At 71.0% G+C, this 17,575-nt stretch carries 16 protein-coding genes and 2 pseudogenes; 8 read left to right on the top strand and 10 right to left on the bottom strand.

From position 1 onward, the window contains the following. Positions 1-23: 23 nt before the first annotated feature. The gene (locus HTV45_RS27390; RefSeq protein WP_215208574.1) at positions 24-641 is read right to left on the bottom strand and encodes a DsbA family protein; all 618 of its coding nucleotides are present in this window, start codon (positions 639-641) and stop codon (positions 24-26) included. A gap of 209 nt (positions 642-850) precedes the next feature. On the opposite strand from HTV45_RS27390, the gene HTV45_RS27385 reads away from it, so the two are divergent. The 4 genes from HTV45_RS27385 to HTV45_RS27370 are packed head-to-tail and all read left to right on the top strand — an operon-like array spanning position 851 to position 3,706. Beyond that, positions 851-1,879: a methyltransferase gene (locus tag HTV45_RS27385; RefSeq protein ID WP_215208573.1), complete on the top strand. Its 1,029-nt coding sequence runs from the start codon at positions 851-853 to the stop codon at positions 1,877-1,879. Positions 1,880-1,931: 52 nt separating this feature from the next. After that, complete coding sequence (locus tag HTV45_RS27380; protein WP_215208572.1) at positions 1,932-2,402, top strand: carboxymuconolactone decarboxylase family protein; 471 nt, start codon at positions 1,932-1,934, stop codon at positions 2,400-2,402. 17 nt (positions 2,403-2,419) lie between these two features. Then, complete coding sequence (locus HTV45_RS27375; RefSeq protein ID WP_215208571.1) at positions 2,420-3,079, top strand: sulfotransferase family protein; 660 nt, start codon at positions 2,420-2,422, stop codon at positions 3,077-3,079. Between the two features lie 18 nt (positions 3,080-3,097). Further along, positions 3,098-3,706 carry a dTDP-4-dehydrorhamnose 3,5-epimerase gene (locus HTV45_RS27370; protein ID WP_308309765.1) on the top strand — a complete coding sequence of 203 codons (609 nt, stop codon included), beginning with the start codon at positions 3,098-3,100 and terminating at the stop codon, positions 3,704-3,706. Between the two features lie 135 nt (positions 3,707-3,841). Here HTV45_RS27370 and HTV45_RS27365 read toward each other — a convergent pair whose 3' ends face one another. Next, on the bottom strand, positions 3,842-4,870 hold the full coding sequence (locus HTV45_RS27365; RefSeq protein ID WP_215208570.1) for a Gfo/Idh/MocA family protein: 1,029 nt from the start codon (positions 4,868-4,870) through the stop codon (positions 3,842-3,844). A gap of 194 nt (positions 4,871-5,064) precedes the next feature. On the opposite strand from HTV45_RS27365, the gene rfbA reads away from it, so the two are divergent. Further along, the gene (gene rfbA, locus HTV45_RS27360) at positions 5,065-5,934 is read left to right on the top strand and encodes a glucose-1-phosphate thymidylyltransferase RfbA (RefSeq protein WP_215208569.1); all 870 of its coding nucleotides are present in this window, start codon (positions 5,065-5,067) and stop codon (positions 5,932-5,934) included. Between the two features lie 86 nt (positions 5,935-6,020). Then, entirely contained in the window at positions 6,021-7,097 is a 1,077-nt protein-coding gene (locus HTV45_RS27355; protein WP_215208568.1) for a glycosyltransferase, read from the top strand. A 148-nt stretch (positions 7,098-7,245) separates the two neighbouring features. Here HTV45_RS27355 and HTV45_RS27350 read toward each other — a convergent pair whose 3' ends face one another. Further along, positions 7,246-8,421, bottom strand: coding sequence for a glycosyltransferase (locus tag HTV45_RS27350; RefSeq protein ID WP_215208567.1), 1,176 nt, complete (start codon positions 8,419-8,421; stop codon positions 7,246-7,248). Positions 8,422-8,664: 243 nt separating this feature from the next. On the opposite strand from HTV45_RS27350, the gene HTV45_RS27345 reads away from it, so the two are divergent. After that, positions 8,665-8,928 carry a hypothetical protein gene (locus HTV45_RS27345; RefSeq protein ID WP_215208566.1) on the top strand — a complete coding sequence of 88 codons (264 nt, stop codon included), beginning with the start codon at positions 8,665-8,667 and terminating at the stop codon, positions 8,926-8,928. A 66-nt stretch (positions 8,929-8,994) separates the two neighbouring features. On the opposite strand, the gene HTV45_RS27340 is transcribed toward HTV45_RS27345, so the two are convergent. Beyond that, positions 8,995-10,923, bottom strand: coding sequence for a multicopper oxidase family protein (locus HTV45_RS27340; RefSeq protein WP_215208565.1), 1,929 nt, complete (start codon positions 10,921-10,923; stop codon positions 8,995-8,997). Between the two features lie 187 nt (positions 10,924-11,110). Here HTV45_RS27340 and HTV45_RS27335 point away from each other — a divergent pair, with 187 nt between their 5' ends. Then, entirely contained in the window at positions 11,111-11,449 is a 339-nt protein-coding gene (locus HTV45_RS27335; protein WP_215208564.1) for a hypothetical protein, read from the top strand. 2 nt (positions 11,450-11,451) lie between these two features. Here the strand turns inward: HTV45_RS27335 and HTV45_RS27330 are convergent, their stop codons facing one another. From HTV45_RS27330 to HTV45_RS27305, 6 genes and pseudogenes are all read right to left on the bottom strand, one after another. Then, positions 11,452-12,171, bottom strand: a complete 720-nt coding sequence (locus tag HTV45_RS27330) for an NUDIX domain-containing protein (protein ID WP_308309764.1) — start codon at positions 12,169-12,171, stop codon at positions 11,452-11,454. Between the two features lie 118 nt (positions 12,172-12,289). Further along, positions 12,290-14,056, bottom strand: a pseudogene (locus HTV45_RS27325) (ABC transporter ATP-binding protein); the annotation flags it as partial. A gap of 397 nt (positions 14,057-14,453) precedes the next feature. Continuing rightward, positions 14,454-15,338: an ABC transporter permease gene (locus tag HTV45_RS27320; RefSeq protein ID WP_215208562.1), complete on the bottom strand. Its 885-nt coding sequence runs from the start codon at positions 15,336-15,338 to the stop codon at positions 14,454-14,456. After that, on the bottom strand, positions 15,325-16,173 hold the full coding sequence (locus HTV45_RS27315; protein WP_251692836.1) for an ABC transporter ATP-binding protein: 849 nt from the start codon (positions 16,171-16,173) through the stop codon (positions 15,325-15,327). Before HTV45_RS27315 ends, HTV45_RS27320 begins: the two co-directional genes overlap by 14 nt. Before the next feature lie 49 nt (positions 16,174-16,222). Beyond that, positions 16,223-17,332, bottom strand: coding sequence for an aliphatic sulfonate ABC transporter substrate-binding protein (locus HTV45_RS27310; RefSeq protein ID WP_215208561.1), 1,110 nt, complete (start codon positions 17,330-17,332; stop codon positions 16,223-16,225). Between the two features lie 29 nt (positions 17,333-17,361). Next, a pseudogene (locus tag HTV45_RS27305) lies at positions 17,362-17,575 on the bottom strand (hypothetical protein); the annotation flags it as partial.

Here is a 17,575-nt window from a genome sequence, read left to right as displayed (position 1 = left end):
CGGCCTCAGGGGGGAGCGCGGCCTCAGGTGAGGACCGGCTTCCCGGTGCGGGTGCGCTTGAGCTCGAAGAACCCCTCGGTCGCCGCCACGGCGAGCACGCCGTCCCACAGCCGGGTCGCCGCCTCGCCGAGCGGGGCCGGGGAGACCACCGGGCCGAAGAACGCGACGTCCCCCACCGCGACGACGGGCGTGCCCACATCGGTGCCGACCCGGCCGACGGCGCCCTGGTGCGAGGCACGCACCGCGTCGTCGAACGTGTCGCGGTCCGCCTCGTCGGCGAGAGCGGGATCGAGCTCCGCGGCGGCCAGGGCCGCCCGGTAGGTGGAGCGCTCCCTGGGCGCCCCCTCCAGGTGGAAGCGGGTGCCGAGTTCGGTGTAGAGCCGGCCCAGCACCCCGGGGCCGTGCTTCTGCCCGGCGGCGGCGCAGACCCGCACCGGTTCCAGCCGCGAGGCCAGGTCGCGGTGCCAGCGTTCGGGCAGATCGGTGCGCCCCTCGTTGAGCACGGTCAGGCTCATCAGGTGCCAGCGGATCGCGAGGGGCCGCTGCCGGGCGACCTCGAGCACCCAGCGGGAGGTCAGCCACGCCCAGGGACAGGTCGGATCGAACCAGAAATCCACCGTGGTCGGGGTGTCGTGCCGCAACGGGGCCTCCTCGGTACAGGCGGGACGGAACAATGTGACAAGCCGGACCGGAATAGCGCTGGAGCATTGCTGGACCCGGCCCGTTCAACCGCTCACATTCCTCGGTTGAACACCCAGCGGGCCATTGCGTGAATACCAATGTTGCGGTTTTGAGAAGCGCCCGCCTATCGTCTGGAATCCGCGAGAAGAGGTCCTTGGAAAGGAAAGGCATGCCCCTGCTGCCCGAGGTTCGTGACCAGTCCGACTCGTACGCACTGCTCCATCTCATCCAGGGCGCGGTGATCACCCAGGCGATTTCCGTCGCGGCCGGGCTCGGCGTCGCGGACGTGCTGGCCGACGGCCCGCTGTCCGCCCGGGACATCGCGGCACGGGTCGGATCCGACGCCGGGGCCACCCACCGCGTCCTGCGCGCGCTCACCGGCCACGGGGTGTTCGCCGTCCGCCCGGACGGCCGGTACGAGAACTCACCGCTGTCCGACAAGCTCCGTGAGGACGCGCCGGACTCGATGCGCGGCTTCGCCCTGCTGATGAACCACCCCATGCTGTGGGAGGAGTGGGGCCACCTGTCCGCCACCGTGGAGACCGGCGAGGCCAACCTGCCCAAGCTGCGCGGCATGGGCGCGCTGGACTTCTTCCACGCCGAACCCGACTACGCGCGGGTGTTCTTCCAGGCGTTCGGCGGGCTCTCGGCCTCGGAGACCGACCCGATCCTGGCCGCCTACGACTTCTCCGGCTTCACCACCGTCGTGGACGTCATCGCCGGCCGCGGCAACCTCCTGGCGGGCATCCTCGGGCAGGCGCCGGACGTCAAGGGCGTGCTGTACGACTCCGAGGTCGCGACCGTGGACTCGCCGGCGCTCTTCGAGGCGGCCGGAGTCGCCGACCGGCTCACCATCGAGCACGGCGGCTATCTCGGCAAGCTGCCCGCGGGTGCCGACGCCTACCTGTTCAAGCACATCATCCACGACTTCTCCGAGGCCGACGCCGTCACGGCCCTGCGCAACGCGCGCGAGGCGATCGCCCCCGGCGGCAGGCTGCTCGTCCTCGAGTACGTGATCCCGGAGAACAACGAGAAGCACCTCGGCCACACCATCGACCTCTGGCTGATGCTGATGCTGGGTGCCCGGGAACGGACCCGCGCCGAGTACGCCGAGCTGTTCGCCAGGGCGGGCTTCGAGCTGACCCGGGTGGTTCCCACCAGCTCGCCGATCTCGGTCATCGAGGGCATCCCGGTCTGAGGCCGCCCGCGCGCATCCGACCCATCCACGCATACGCACAGGAGAAGAACCGATGACCCCACGGATGGACAATCCCTCCCTGGTCGTTCCCGGCGCCCTGCAGCCCCTGCTCGACCTGACCGAGGTCATCGGCAAGGTGGGCGTGGAGCAGACCACCCTCGACCTCGTCCGGCTGCGCGTCAGCGAGATCAACGGCCGCGCGTACACCTTCCCGGAGGACCCGGAGGACCCGGAGGACCCGGAGGACCCGGAGGCGGACGGGGCGGACCCGCGGCTGCCGCGGGTGGCCGACTGGCGCGGCGAGTCCTGCTTCGACGACGCCGAGCGCGCCGCGCTGGAGATGGCCGAGGCCGTCACGCTGATGACCGACCCGCAGGACATGGCGTCGGACGAGATCTGGGAGAAGTCCTCCCAGTACTACACGGACGAGCAGCTCGGCGCGCTGGTCATGCACATCGGCCTCGTCAACTTCTGGAACCGGGTGAACGTCGCCACCCGCCAGGACGCCGCGGCCTGGCGCTGAGGAAGGGACACGGCACCGTGCTGAAACTCATCAACGCCGGTCTGGGCAGGACCGGCACGACCTCACTGAAGGTGGCCCTGGACCGGCTCGGTCTCGGCCCCTCCTTCCACATGTTCGACATCGTCGGCGACGCGGCACGGCTGAAGCGGTGGGAGCGGATCGTCTGCGAGGGCGAGAGCCCCGGCTGGGCGGCCGTCTTCGACGGCTACCGCTCCGCCGTGGACGGGCCCTGCGCCGTCTACTACCGGCAGATGGCCGAGGCGTTCCCCGACGCCCGGCTGATCCTGACGGTGCGCGACGCCGAGAGCTGGTACCGCAGCACCCACGACACGCTCTACCAGTTCGCCCTGCGCAGCATGGCGAACCCGCCGGAACCCGGCAGCCCGCAGGCCACGCTGTTCCGCGTCACCTCCACCATGATCTGGGACGGGCTGTTCGGCGGCCGCTTCTCCGACAAGGACCACGCCATCGAGGTCTACCACCGGCACAACGAGGAGGTTGTGCGCACCCTGGGCGCGGACAACGTCCTCGTCTACGACGTGCAACAGGGCTGGGAGCCGCTGTGCGCCTTCCTCGGGACCGACGTCCCCCGGGAGGAGTTCCCGCGGACCAACGACACCGCGTCCATGCGGCAGCGGGTCGCCCGGGCGGCCGGCGCCGCCGCGGCGACCGGCTGAGCCGGCGAGGAGTCCCCGGTGCTGACGACGGAAATGACGGTCCCCGGCGCGTACCGCGTCGAACCCGAGCCCCTGAGCGACCGGCGCGGGCACTTCTTCGAGTCCGTGCGGGCCAGTTCGCTGCTGGCCGGCAGCGGCTGGGAGTTCACGGTGCGCCAGGTCAACTACTCCGTGTCCCGGCGCAACACCCTGCGCGGCATCCACGGCACGAAGGTGCCGCCGGGACAGGCGAAGTTCGTCACCTGTGTGCGGGGCGCCGCCCTGGACATCGCCGTCGACCTCCGGGTGGGGTCGCCGACGTTCGGCCACTACGACGTCACCCACCAGAGCCCGGAGACGGGGACGGCCGTGTACCTGCCCGACGGGGTCGGGCACGCCTTCCTCGCCCTCACCGACGACACGTGCATGAGCTACCTGTGCTCACAGGAGTACGTGCCGGGGACGATGATCGACGTCGACGCCCTCGACCCGGAACTCGCCCTGCCCTGGAACCTGGAGAAACCGCCGATCCGCTCGGACAAGGACGCCGCGGCACCCACCCTCGCCGAGGCGGCGGCGGCGGGTCTGCTGCCCACCTGGGAGCAGTGCCCGCCACGCCGGCTCACCGCGGCGCTGGCCGGGCGGTAGACGGTAGACGGCAGGCGGCGGGCACGGTGAACGGCGGTCGGCGCCTTCGGGCACCGACCGCCGTTCACCGCTGTCCAGGGGCCCGCGCGGACTCACCGGCTCCGCTCCCCGGGACTTCTGGGATCTCCAGGATTTCTATGGCCTCTGGACCTTCTGGGACTTCTCTCCGAGGGCGTGCGCACGGATACGGGCCATCAGCTCCGCCTGCCGCACCAGGTCGTGGTGGTGCCCCGCCCGCGCCGCCGGATCGCGCACCGCGTCGTGGAACGTGGTGAACACGCCGAGGAACTGGTCCGACGCCGGGGCGAGGATCCGCGTCTCGCGGTCCCTCTGCTCCAGGCGCAGCACCGGACGGGCGCTGTGCGAGGGCGTGAACGCCCACTCCAGGACCAGCCGCCCCTCGCTTCCCCACAGGTCGTACGTCGAGCGGTAGCCGTGGGACAGGCCGAAGGAGCAGTGGGCGGTGACGCCCTCGTCGTCGCCCAGCAGCGCCACCCCGGAGACGTCCACGCCCAGCTCCGGATCGGAGGTCAGGCCGGCCCCCAGGACCCGCGCCGACGGCCCGAGGTACTCCTGGGCGGCGCGCACCGGGTAGCAGCCGACCTCCCACAGCGCCCCGCCGCCGAGGTCCGCCTGGTACTTGATGCCGCGCGGGTCGGTCGGCGGAATGCCGAACGCGCCGTTGTAGGCGCGCAGTTCACCGATGGCTCCGTCGGCCACCAGGGACCGCGCCTGCTCGTGCTGGGGGTGCCTGAGGAACGCGAAGTTCTCCATGACGGCCAGTGAGCGTTCCCCGGCGAGCGCGACGAGGTCCCGGGCGGTGTCCCCGTCGGGCACCGCGGGCTTCTCCAGCAGGACGTGCTTGCCCGCCTCCAGCGCCCGCTGTGCCCACTTGGCGTGCTCGCTGTTCGGCAGCGGGATGTAGACCGCGTCGACGCCGGGCGTCTCCAGCAGCCGCTCGTACCCCTCGACGGCCGTGCAGCCGGCGGCCGCCGCGACGGCCTCGGCCTTGTCCCGGGACCGGCTCGCGACCGCCGCCAGCCGGAAGGGCGACCGGCCGATCGCGGGGAGGGCCCGCCGTACGGCGATGTCGGCGCACCCGATGATGCCGATACCGGCTCTCTGCCCGGATTCGAGAACGGGTGTCAGATCTTCGATTTCCACAGGTCCACCTAAACGACGACAGTGAATGCGCATGCCTGAACCGGTATGCCGTCAGCCTGATCAAGCGGGCCCGCCCCTGTCAACCGGAACGCTATTCGGGGCGGTGATCCGGGGGAAACTTTCGGGCGGGTACCGGCCACCGATAAAGTGCGGGCACGCCCATAGAGGCACGAAGTCACTGAGGAGGCGCCACGGTGAAGGGCATCATCCTGGCCGGCGGCAATGGCACGAGGCTCCATCCGATCACCCTCGGGGTCTCGAAGCAAATGCTCCCGGTTTACGACAAGCCGATGATTTATTACCCCCTGTCCGCCCTGATGCTGGCGGGGATCACGGAAATAGAGATCATCACCACGCCCGAGGACTCGGAGATGTTCCAGCGGCTGCTGGGCGACGGGTCCTGGCTGGGCATCACCCTGACCTACGCGGAGCAGGACAAGCCCCGGGGGCTCGCCGACGCCTTCCTGGTCTCGGCCGACCACATCGGGGACGACTCCGTCGCCCTGGTCCTGGGCGACAACATCTTCCACGGATACGAGTTCGGGCCCATGCTCCAGCGGGCCGCGCAGGACATCAGGGGCTGCGTCCTGTTCGGCTACCCGGTGCGCGACCCCGAGCGCTACGGCGTCGGCACCCTCGACGAACAGGGCAGACTCGTCGCCCTCGAGGAGAAGCCCGCCCACCCGCAGACCAACATGGCGATCACCGGGCTGTACCTCTACGACAACCAGGTCGTGGACATCGCCCGGCAGCTGCGGCCCTCGGAACGCGGCGAGCTGGAGATCACCGACCTCAACCGGCTCTACCTGGAACGCGGCGAGGCCACGCTGGTCCCGCTCGGCCGCGGTTTCGTCTGGCTGGACACCGGAACCCACGACGCGCTGATGGAGGCCGGGGACTACGTCCAGGTCCTGGAGCACCGTCAGGGCGTGCGCATCGCCTGCCTCGAGGAGATCGCCTGGCGCATGGGCTACATCGACCAGGAGTCCTGCTACCGGCTCGGCAGCCGTCTCGCGCACTCCTCCTACGGCCGGTACGTCATGGAGATGGCCCAGGCCGGCTGATCCGCCCGGCCCCCGTCTCCCGCCCCGCCCCGTTCCCCGCCTCCCGCGGTGACCCCGCGTCCCCCAACGGAAGAAGTGCGACAGCCATGAAAATACTGTTCACCGTCGGGGGCAGCCAGGCGGCCGTCTTCGGCGTCGCCCCCCTCGCCGCGGCCGCCCGCAACGCCGGCCACGAGATCCTGCTGGCCGCCGACGAACCCCTGATGGCGGCCGCCCAGTCCGTCGGGCTGCCCGCGGTCTGCATCACCCCCGAGCGCATGCGCTACGGCCAGGACGCCATGACGGCCGCCGTCCGGATCGACGCCCTGCTGGAACTGACCCGGCAGTGGACCCCCGACCTGGTCGTCGGCGGCCTGTCCCACGTTCCCCGGGTGCTCGCCGCCCGGCTCAAGGTCCCCTTCGTCCGCCACATCTGGCACATCGCCCCGATGGCGCGCCGGGACCGCACGGCGGTGGCGGAGCTCCAGCCGCAGCTGGAGCGCCTCGGTCTGACCGGGCTGCCGGAGCCCGACCTGTTCATCGACCTGTGCCCACCGTCCCTGCGCCCGCCCGGTGCCCCGGCCGGGCGGGCGATGCGCTGGGTCCCCCGGGTGAGCCAGCGCCGGATCGAGCCGTGGATGTACACCCGGCCCGAGGGCCGCCGCCGGGCGCTGATCACCGCGGGCACCCGCAACCTGATGCTCGACACCCCGGGCAGTTCGCTGCGCAGGCTGGTGGACGGGCTGGCCGGGGCAGGGGCCGAGGTGCTGATCGCCGCGCTGCCCGAGGCCGCCGAGCGGTACGGCGCGGAACTGGGCCAGGTGCGCATCGGCTGGATCCCCCTGGACGTGGTGGCCCCCACCCTGGACCTGGCGGTCCACCACGGCGGTGCCACGACGGCCATGACGCTGATCCACGCGGGCGTGCCCCAGGTGATCGTCCCCGACAACGGCTACGGCAAGGCCGTCGCGGAGGCCGTCAGCGGCTTCGGCGCCGCCGTGCTGGTGGACCGGCACCGGCCGGAGGCGGGAGCGGACCCGGACGAGGTGACCGTCACGGCCGCCAGGGAGATACTCGCCGGCCCCCGGTACGCCGAGCGGACCCGTGTCCTCGCCGCCGAGGCAGCCGCGCTGCCCACCCCGGACGAGGTGCTGCGCGAGATCGAGGCCCTCGCCGCCCGCTGACCGGCGCCGGGACCATGTGAGCCGCCCCGAGACCCCCTCATCGACCTCCCCTCCTTCGACACCTCCGCGATGGACGGCTGGNCGCCCCGAGACCGACGGTCTCGGGGCGGCTCACATGGTCCCGGGGGAGGGGGCGACGCGTCGGCCGTCAGGCCAGCGCCTCCAGCTTGGGCACGATCTCGGCGGGGGTGGGGAGTGTCGAGATCTCCTTGGCGAGGAACTGCGTCCGCTCGGTGTAGCCGGGGTTCTCCAGCAGTTCCCGGCAGGCGGCGGCGATCACTTCGCCCGGCGCCTTGTCGGGCTCCTGCGCCTGCGGCCACAGCGTCTTGCCGGCGCCGAAGTCGGTGATGGCCTTGGCGATGGCCTCCCGGTGGTAGTTCGGCGGGAACTCCGGCGGGTTCTCCGGGATGACCAGCTGCGGCACGCCGTTGGCCATGAGCGTCGTGGCGGTGGTCGCGCCGCCGTGGTGGACCGCCAGGTCACAGGTGGCGGCGGTCACGTCGATCGGGATCCAGCCGACGCGGGCGTCGCCCAGCTCGTCGCCGAACCGCTCCACGGCGCCGGGGTTCGACGCGATCAGCGCCTCGGCACCCAGCTTGTCCAGCTCCTTGACCAGCAGCGGCATGGACCAGCCCGGGTCGCGGAACATCAGACTGCGGAAACCGGAGGTGATCACCACCCGCTTGCGGCCCTCGGGACGGGTGTACATCCAGCGCTCCAGCCGGCGCTGCGGGTTGCTGGGGATCCAGCGCATCGGCTGCGCCGCCGGGTCGTGGACGGGCCGCAGCGACGGCGGAGTGGAGTCCAGGAGCAGGTCGGGCCCGAGCAGCCCGTCCACGCCGAGGCGCTCCATCTCGGGCCGCAGCTCCGCCTCGGCGCCCGGGTCGATCCCGGTGAGCGGGATGCCCAGGTACTCGATGTGGCGCACGTACGGAACCTTCAGGTGGGCGGCGAGCAGCATCGCGGCGTAGCTCTGCGAGCTGCCCACGACCACGTCCGGGGTCCAGTCCCTGGACAGCTCCAGCAGGGACTCCACACCGGCCAGCCCCATCCGCGCGAAGCCGCGGCCCTGCCCGAGCATCTCCTCGTCGCCCAGCTCCCGGGGGAACCGCAGTCCCTTGCCCGGGTTGGTGATCCGCATGAAGTGCCGGATCGGGTCGACGGTGAAGCAGAAGGTGGGGAGGCCGATGGCCTCCGCCGTCTCCACCCACGGTTCGTGGGCGGCCAGCAGCACTTGGTGGCCCGCGTTGCGCGCGGCCGTCGCCAGGGGGGCAGCGGCATAGTAAGTGGCCTGGCTGCCCGTGGTGATGAACAGGATTTTCATGGCACTCCGGATGCTTTTCGTGGGACGCGGCCTACAGCATGAGCGGACAGTACCGATGGTCCTCAGCGCGGCCTTTTTCTGTCAAACACCAGCAATTGGCAAGGCCGTTCAATCGCGGATTCACCGCAGTTGAACAGAGTATTCGCCGTATCTCATTGCGCGACTCCCGGCCGCTGACCATCATGAGATCGGTACGTGGTCAGGAAGCCTTCAGAAATCAGATTCCGAAAGTCGGTGGCACGCATGAACAACCTGATCTACAAGGCCCGGATGGCTCTCCGCGACGTCATGGAAGTGAACATCTACAGCCAGGGAAACGACAAGGTCTATCTGACCGTTTTCCCGGAACTGGTCTGGGAGGGCACCGAGAAGACGCAGCCGGAGAAGGTCGTCCGGAACGTCATCGGCCGCCTCCATGACATGGACCTGGACGTCGACGGCGGGGAGACGGCCGTCCGCACCCTGCTGGACTCCGGTGCCGTGGAGATCGTCCGCAAGGCCGCCTGACCGCGCCGCCCGACCGGCCCCCCTCCCGAGTGCCCGCGACGGCCACCGCCGCGGGTACTCGCCGTGTCAGTGGTGTCCGCCCGCGTGCCGGTGGCCGGCCGGGCCGACCACGAGGGGACGCACCATGTGCTGCTCGTGCTCCAGCATGTGGCAGTGGTGGACGCCCCTGCCGACGACGGGGAAGCGGACCAGCACGGTGACCAGCTCACCCGGGGTGCCGTTCGGACCGGGGGTGATCGGGCCGGCCGTACCCACCCTGATCGTGTCCTTCTCCCCGAGCTCGTGCGGTTCCAGCTCCGCCGCCTCCAGGAACGCGGCCGGCGCGGCGGTACCGCGGACGGTCCGGTCGAAGCCGGTCACGTCGTACTTCTCGCGGGACAGCACCTGGAAGTGGGCCAGGTGGATGTGCATGGGGTGGGGAGACGCGGCGAGGTTGAGGTACTTCCAGACCTCCACACCGTGGTGCGCCACGGTGAACGCGTCGCCGTCGTCGTAGCGCATGGCCGTGCGGCGCAGCGTCGTGACCGTCCCCCCGGCGTCCTCGACCTGGACGATCCCGGGGGAGGGGAGGGTGATCCCCTCGGCGTCGGCCTCCTCCGTCTCCTCCATCTCCCACAGTTCGGGCACGTCGGCCGAGCCCGGTCCGACCAGCACCACCCACCGGGGGCGGGAGCCGTGCGGCAGGTCGTGGTGCGTGGGCCGCCGGAACGTGGGCGAGAGTCTCCCGGGCGGGGTGAACCGGCCGGCGGAGCCCCGGCCGGCGACGCGGAACTGCATCACGTCGGGTTCCAGCAGGTCGTGCCGGGTGCTGGAGTCGCCGGGCGTGACACCCTCCATCGTGTTGACGAGCTTGAGGGACCGGCCGCGGAACGCCCCGAAGTCGACCAGCACGTCGGCGCGCTCGCCGGAGGAGAGGTTGAGCGCACCCTCGACCGGCAGCGGCCGGTCGATCAGCCCCTGGTCGGTGCCGATCACCTGGAGGGCCCCGGGGACGGGCCGGCCGTCGGCCAGCAGCATCAGCCGGTAGATCCGGGAGTTGGCCGTGTTGACGATCCGGAACCGGTACCAGCGCGGCTGGACCTCGAGATAGGGCCAGATCACCCCGTTGACCAGGGTGTAGGGGGCCGCGTGGACCCGCATGAGCCTCGCGTTGACCATCTCCACCTTGTGGACCAGACGTCCGGTGAGGGCGCCCGAGCCGTCCAGGGCGAAGTTGCGGTCACTGAGGACCAGCGGCACCTCGTGCCTGCCACGGGGCAGGTCCAGCGCCCGCTCCTCGGCGTCGCGGGAGACGAACAGGCCCGCGAGACCGGCGTACACGCTGAAGCGGCTCACATGGTGGGTGTGGTCGTGGTACCAGAGCGTCGTCGCCTGGCCGTTCGGGTACGCCGACAGCTGCGCCTCGCCCGGAGCGACGAGGTTCTCCATCCAGCCGTCGTTGCCGCCGCCGGTCAGCATGCCGTGCAGGTGCACCGCGGCCCACGGCTCCAGGTCCGCCACCCCGGGCACCTCCCGGCAGCCCTCGGTGCCGGGATAGTTGGACAGCGGGTCGGGCATGGGGCCGCCGGGCCTGCCGAACTCGACGGCGGTGACCGGGATGTTCCCCGTCAGCTGGTTCTCCCAGGCGACCCGCAGCGGACGGCCGCGGACCGTCTCGATCGTCGGCCCGGGACAGCTGCCCTCGTACGTCCACATCCGCACCGGCTCCAGCTGCGAGTGCACGGTGACGTCGGCGGTGCGCAGGCGCACGGTCAGCTCGTCGTACCCGCCGCGGCCGCGTGGACGGAGCACCGGCGGCGTGCGCAGCGGGTCCCTGAACTTGGTCAGCAGCAGCCCGGGCGCCGACGGCTCGGGGCCGCCGGGGGCCTCCTCGCCCGGCGCGGCGAAGGCGGAGGACGACACGAGCGCGCCCAGGCCGGCGACGGCACCGCCCCGCAGCAGGGTGCGCCGGTTGAGTCCGGAAGGGTCTGGTATTTCGGCAGACGCGTTCTCCATCCGCCGGATCGTAGGCAATGACCCCTCCAGATCCGCTCGAAGACCGCTGCACGGGGCGGCGGCCACGGCCGCTCCGGTGGTCCGGGTTTTCGGCCGTCGAGGTGCGGCAGTATCCGAGAAGACTGCCGGAAACCATCCCAACGACCGTTCACCGACGTTGATTTCCGGGGTGAGGGTGCGGCCGGCCATGACGGTCTCCCGGTTGGTCCACGAGACCGTAGGAGACCACCGGGCCGCCGCAGAGCAGTACGCGCTGGCCGCCACGGCCCGCCCCGCAAACACCTATGCACGAATCGTCGCCCTCGACCTGGTCGCGGGCGCGGAGATGCACCTGAAGCGCGGCAGCATTGAGCAGGCGTGCGTCACCTGGCACCGGGCCCTCGACCACATGGACGGTGTCCGGTCCGTCCGCACCCGCAAGGCGGTCGCCCGTATGCGCGGTGACCTCGCACGCTTCCGGGCCCGTAGCCTTCGGTGTGTGGCCGATCTCGACGAACGGGGACGCGACTTCCTTGCCGGGGCCTGACCTCAGCGGCACCCGGCGAAGCGGCGAACGACCGGTTCCAGGTAGTCCGCGTGCGGACCCGTCAGAGCGGCCAGTTCGTCCGGTGAACGCACCAGGACGATGTCGTCGAGTTCAGGTACACGGCCCTGATCACGCTCGGCTGCCGCCGCAGCGGTGAAGTCCGCGCGCAATGTTGCTTCGGGAAGGGCAGGGGCGAGGTAGGTCAGGCCGACACTGCCGTTCTCACCGCGGGTGACGACCCACAGCCTCAGGTCCTCGGCAGCCGCGCCGATCCCCAGTTCCTCGGCCAGCTCCCGCGCGGCCTGGCCGGCCAGTGCCGACTCGTCCAGCACCGCCCCGGCCTCGGGCGGCTCCACAGACCCCCCCGGCAACTGCCAGCGGCCCGGGGCAGCCGTAGCGGGCGACATCCTCGCTACCAGCACACGGCCGTCACCGGTCGGCTGAACGACGTTCACGAACAGCGACGGCAGTGCGGTGGCGCCGGGAACGCGGCGCAGCGCGTAGTGCCGGTAGGTCACACGCACCCAGGTGAGGCGCAGGATGCGCGGTCCGGTCAGCTCCAGTCCCCCACACGCCACCACCGGCCCGTCGAAGAGAGCGGAGTTGGCTCGGACCGCCCTCTCCCACGCCCGGTCCCGGGCCTCGGCGTCATGGGACGGCAGCGGCGGTTGCGCAGCTTCGGTCAGAAGGAGCCGTTCGACGTCGAAAAGGTCAATGCCCACAGGGGGCAGCGTTTCCGTCACCGGCTCATCGTAGAACCCGCTCCAGACTTGACCACCGACTCGGGCGATTACCGATACCCCTGGTGCCGGGGCCGGCGCGGCCGTCCTACACGACCGCCATCTCGGTGTCTCGGCGCACGAGGGCGGCGTAGTGGCCGTCGAGGGCGAGCAGTTCGTCGTGGGTGCCCCGCTCGGCGATGCGCCCCCGGTCCAGGACGAGGATCTCGTCGGCGCCGCGGACGGTGGACAGCCGGTGCGCGACCGTGATGGTGGTGCGGCCCGCGCTCGCCGCGTCGATGGCCTTCTGGACGGACTGCTCGGTCTGGGTGTCCAGCGCGCTGGTGGCCTCGTCGAGCACCAGCACGGGCGGGTCGCGCAGGATGGCGCGGGCGATGGCCAGCCGCTGCTTCTCCCCGCCGGAGAAGCGGTAGCCGCGCTCGCCGACCACCGTGTCGTAGCCGTCGGGCAGGGACATCAGGTAGTCGTGGATGTGCGCCACCCGCGCCGCCGCGACCAGTTCCTCGTCGCTCGCGCCGGGTTTGGCGAACCTGAGGTTGTCGGCGACCGACGCGTGGAAGAGGTAGGTCTCCTGGGAGACGACGCCCACGGCGGCGGCGAGCGTGTCGAACGACAGGTCCCGCACGTCGACACCGTCGATGGTCACGGTGCCGGACGTCGCGTCGTACAGCCGCGGTATCAGATAGCTCAGCGTGGTCTTGCCCGAGCCGGTCTCGCCGACGACGGCGAGGCTGTGCCCGGCGGGGACCGTCACGTCGACGCCGTCCAGCGTCGGCCGCTCGGCGCCCGCGTAGCGGAAACCGACCCCGCGCAGCCGCACCTCGCCCCGCAGGCTCGCCGGCACCACCGGCCGCTCGGGCTCGGCGACGTCGACGGGCAGGTCGAGGTACTCGAAGATGCGCCCGAACAGCTCCAGCGAGCTCTGGATGTCCAGACCGATGGTCAGCAGCCGCTGCGCGGGCCTGAACAGGATCTGCTGGAGGGTGGCGAACGCGACCAGCGCGCCGATGGAGAGGGACATGTGGCCGCCGCTGCCCGCCATCCCCGCCACCCAGTAGATCACCGCGGGCATGGCCGCCATGACGACCCAGATCGTGGACTGGTACCACAGGCCGGCCGTGCTGGCGCGCACCTCGAGGTCGGTGAGCTTGCGGGACTGCCCGGCGAACGCGTCGCTCAGCGAGCGCGAACGGCCCATGGTGTGACCGAGCATGATGCCGCTGACCGACAGCGACTCCTGCACGTTCGACGACAGGTCGGCGAACTGGCGCTGCCGCGCCCGGGTGAGGACGCGCAGCTCGTCCCCGACGTGGCGGCTCACCCAGACGAAGCCCGGCAGCACGACCAGCGACGCCAGCGTGAGCCGCCAGTCGAGCAGGGCCATGGCGGTCACCGTGGTGATCACTGTGGTCACGTCCGACACCAGCGCCGTCGCGGTGGTCGTCACGGTCACCTGCATGCCACCGATGTCGTTGGCGATCCGCGACTGGACCTCACCGGTTCGGGTCCGGGTGAAGAAGGCCAGTGACATGCGCTGGAGATGGGAGTAGACGCCGGTGCGCAGATCGTGCATGACGAGCTGGCCGACCCTGGCGGACAGATAGGTCTGCCACACGTTGAACGAGCTGTTCGCGACCGCGACGACGACCATGCCCAGCGCGAGCAGGGACAGCAGTCCGGTCCTGCCCTGCGGCAGCGCCACGTCGATGATCTCGCGGATCAGGAAGGGGTTGACGAGGGAGACCAGGGAGGACGCCACGACCAGGAACGCGACGAACAGCAGGCTCCTGCGGTACGGAAGAAACAGCCTGAGTATGCGCCGCTTCTGCACGGGAAGACGAGCAGTGGTCGGCCCGGTGCTGGTCACCTGATCTCCTTGTCCTAGGTCGTGAACGGTCGGTGGCCGCGGGCGGACGCGCCCCCGCTCACCGGGGTTCGGCTCACCAGGGTTCGGCCGGAGCCGTCCACCGGACGAACTCCTCCCGCGACAGCGGCGGCATGCACGGCTGCTCGGCGGGCGGGATCGCGTACCCCGACCAGGGGTGGGGCGGAGAGGTTCCGAACCATCCGAACCCCATCCACATGAGGCCCTCGCCGAAGTGCCTGCCGATGGCCCTTACCACAGGTGCGCGCCGTGTCCGCATGTCGGCCTCCGTATCGCCGGTCAACCGTTCACCGCCACCCTGATCGACGCCTCTCGGGAAGCGGCAGGCGATCGGTCGAGAACCGCTGGAGCGGACGGACGAACGGACGGCAGGGCGCCCTCAGTTCGTGACCAGCAGGCCGCGGCTGCGGAGCACCCAGCGTTCCAGGGGGCTGAAGATGAGCAGGTCGATGGCGATGCCGACGGTGAGGATGAGCAGGATGGCTTCGAAGACCATGGCCATGTCGCTGGCGTTGCGGCCGTTCTCCAGGAGTTGTCCGAGGCCGATGCCGAGGTCGGGGAAGGAGGCGATGATCTCGGCGGCCATGAGGGAGCGCCAGGAGAAGGCCCAGCCCTGTTTGAGGCCGGCGACGTAGCCGGGGAGCGCGGCGGGCAGGACGATGTGCCAGGTGCCCTTGAGTCCGGTCGCGCCGAGGGTGCGGCCGGCGCGCAGGAACAGCGGGGGTACCTGGGAGACGCCGGAGACCAGGCCGTTGGCGATGGAGGGGACTGCGCCGAGGAGGATGACGGCGTACATCATGGAGTTGTTCAGTCCCAGCCAGATCACCGCGGGCGGCACCCATGCCACCGAGGGCAGGGACTGCAGGCCGGACAGGATCGGGCCGATCGCGGCGCGGATCACCTTCACCCGTGCGACCAGCAGCCCCAGCGGGGTGCCGATCAGGAGGGCGAAGAAGAAGCCGAGCAGGCCGCGCGAGACGCTGGTCCAGATGTAGCCGAGCAGTTCGCCCTGCAGCCAGGCCTGGTGGAGGACGTCCCACACCGCGCCGGGCGAGGGCAGCTTGGTCGGATCGTCGACGATCTCGAAGGAGACCAGGGCCTGCCACACCGCCAGGACCAGGAGGACCGCGACGGCGGGCGGCAGGACTTTCTGCACGAAGGTCTGCCGGAAGGGAGTACGGGTCCTCTGCCGGGTCTCCAGGGCGTCGAGGCCCGCCTCCAGACCCGCGAGGTCGGCGTTGACGGAGGCGTCAGTGCTGGCCATGACGGCGGATCTCCCCACGGAGTTCTTCGGTGATCTCTACGGACAGTTCCGCCACGGCGGTGTCCTCGATACGGCGCGGCTGCGGGATGCCGACCGTCCATGCGTGTGCCACGCGTCCGGGCCGGGAGGACAGCAGCACCACGCGCTCGGCGAGCCGCACGGCCTCACGCACGTTGTGCGTCACGAACAGCACGGACAGCCGCGTCTCGCGCCAGATGCGGGTCAGTTCGTCGTGCAGCACGTCGCGTGTGATGGCGTCCAGGGCCGCGAACGGCTCGTCCATCAGCAGCAGCCTGCTCTCCTGGGCGAGCGCGCGGGCCAGTGCGACCCGCTGGCGCATACCGCCGGACAGCTCGTGCACCCGCTTGCCGTGAGCGCCCCTGAGCCGGACGAGTCCGAGCAGCTCCTCGGCCCTGTCACGGCGCTCGGTCCTGGGTACGCCGCGCAGCCTGAGGGCGAGTTCGATGTTCTTGCCCGCGGTCAGCCACGGGAAGAGGGCGTGTTCCTGGAACATCAGGGCGGGGCGGCCGTCCGTGGTGATCGTGCCGGTGCTGGGCCTGTCGAGGCCGGCGACCAGGTTGAGCAGCGTGGACTTGCCGCAGCCGGAGGCACCCAGGAGGGTGACGAACTCGCCGGACGCGACATCGAGGGTGATGTCGTCCAGCACGAGCTGCTGTCCGGCGGGGCCCGCGAAGGACTTCGAGACGTGCTCGATCCGGGCGGCGGGCACAGCCGTCGCCGGGGTCTTCCCGGCCGTGGCGGTCCCGCCGGACCGGGGGGTCTCGCCGGCGGCCCGGGTCTCCTCGGCGATGGGCGTGGTCGTGGTCGTGGCCATGGTCGAACCTCCTTGTCCCTGCTCCCCGGTCCCTGGTCGGGATCCGGGTCTACCGCTGGCGTCCGAGTCCGGCGTCGTCGACCGGGGGCTCGCCCTTGGCCTCGAGGACCTTGTTGAGCAGCGTGAGGTCGTAGATGCCGGTGAGGTCGGGCTGCTCCAGCAGGCCCGCCCTGACGGCGTGGTCCGCCTGGACGTCGAGGGTGGCGGCCAGCGGGTCGTCGGTGAGCCGGATCGACTTCCACGCCGGGTCCAGGACGTCGGCGGGCAGGGCCTTGCCGGTGTCCTTCTCCAGCTGTCTGTTGGCCGCGTCCCTGGCCCGGTCCGGGTGGGCCCTGATCCACGCGTTGGTGTCGACCGAGGCCTTCAGCACCGCTTCCACGGCCTTCGGATGCTCCTCGAGGAACTGTGGGCGCACGATGATGTTCGTGGTCACGAACTCGCCGTCCGGCCACAGTGCCGACTCGTCGAGCAGCACCCTGCCGCCCTCGGCGACCAGCTTGGAGGCGGTCGGTTCGGGCACCCAGGCGCCGTCCAGGGAGCCGGCCCGGTAGGCGTCGGGGATGACCTTGTTGTCGCTGCGCACGACGGTGACGTCGCCCGTGCCGCGCTGCGCGTCGACCGTCCAGCCCCGCTCGGCGATCCAGTGGAGGAACGCCACGTCCTGGGTGTTGCCGAGCTGGGGGGTGGCGATGCGCTTGCCCTTGACGTCGTCCAGGGTCTTGATCCTGTCGGGGTCGACCACGAGCTTCACGCCGCCGGAGGCCGAGCCGCCGATGATGCGCAGGTTCCTGCCGCCGGATTTGGTGTAGCCGTTGATCGAGGGGGAGGGGCCGATGAAGCCGATGTCGAGGGAGCCGGAGTTCAGCGCCTCGATCGCGGAGGGGCCCGCGTCGAAGGTCGCGTACGTGGCCTCGGTGGCACCCAGCTCCTTCTGGAAGAAGCCCATCCGGTTGCCGACCAGCGCCACGGCGTGGGTGAGGTTGCCGAAGTAGCCGATCCGGACGGAGTCGAGACCGTCGATCCTCTCGGCGCCCGCGGCCACCTTCACGGTGTCATCGCGCTCGGCCTGCGAGCCGTACCCGCAGGCGGCCAGGACCAGCAGCGGCAGGGCGGCCAGGAGCGCGAGAGCGCGGCGCGGGGCGGTGGTGGTGGCAGGCACGAGGGGCGGAGTCCTCTCGGGGACCATCGTCAGAAGTCCCATCCGTCGTCTTCTGGGCCGTCCTTGACGGGCTCCGGTGCGGCGAAGGATTCGCCGGCCATGCCGGCGGTGAGGGTGGTGCCGTCGTCGGGGTCGATGAGGATGAAGGATCCGGTGCGGCGTGAGTCGGCGTAGGAGTCGGCGGGGAGGGGTTCGGCGGTGCGGATCTTGACCCGGCCGATGTCGTTGGCGGTCAGCCGGCCG

The sequence above is a fragment of the Streptomyces sp. CHD11 genome, assembly GCF_018638295.1.
GTDB lineage: Bacteria > Actinomycetota > Actinomycetes > Streptomycetales > Streptomycetaceae > Streptomyces.
This window is presented reverse-complemented; position numbering and strand designations above follow the sequence as displayed.

Excerpts from the sequence above, each read along its gene's own strand:
- HTV45_RS27385 (WP_215208573.1), top strand. The coding sequence starts at position 851 with ATGCCCCTGCTGCCCGAGGTTCGTGACCAGTCCGACTCGTACGCACTG.
- HTV45_RS27380 (WP_215208572.1), top strand. The coding sequence starts at position 1,932 with ATGACCCCACGGATGGACAATCCCTCCCTGGTCGTTCCCGGCGCCCTG.
- HTV45_RS27355 (WP_215208568.1), top strand. The coding sequence starts at position 6,021 with ATGAAAATACTGTTCACCGTCGGGGGCAGCCAGGCGGCCGTCTTCGGC.
- HTV45_RS27350 (WP_215208567.1), bottom strand. The coding sequence starts at position 8,421 with ATGAAAATCCTGTTCATCACCACGGGCAGCCAGGCCACTTACTATGCC.
- HTV45_RS27345 (WP_215208566.1), top strand. The coding sequence starts at position 8,665 with ATGAACAACCTGATCTACAAGGCCCGGATGGCTCTCCGCGACGTCATG.
- HTV45_RS27340 (WP_215208565.1), bottom strand. The coding sequence starts at position 10,923 with ATGGAGAACGCGTCTGCCGAAATACCAGACCCTTCCGGACTCAACCGG.
- HTV45_RS27335 (WP_215208564.1), top strand. The coding sequence starts at position 11,111 with ATGACGGTCTCCCGGTTGGTCCACGAGACCGTAGGAGACCACCGGGCC.
- HTV45_RS27320 (WP_215208562.1), bottom strand. The coding sequence starts at position 15,338 with ATGGCCAGCACTGACGCCTCCGTCAACGCCGACCTCGCGGGTCTGGAG.
- HTV45_RS27315 (WP_251692836.1), bottom strand. The coding sequence starts at position 16,173 with ATGGCCACGACCACGACCACGCCCATCGCCGAGGAGACCCGGGCCGCC.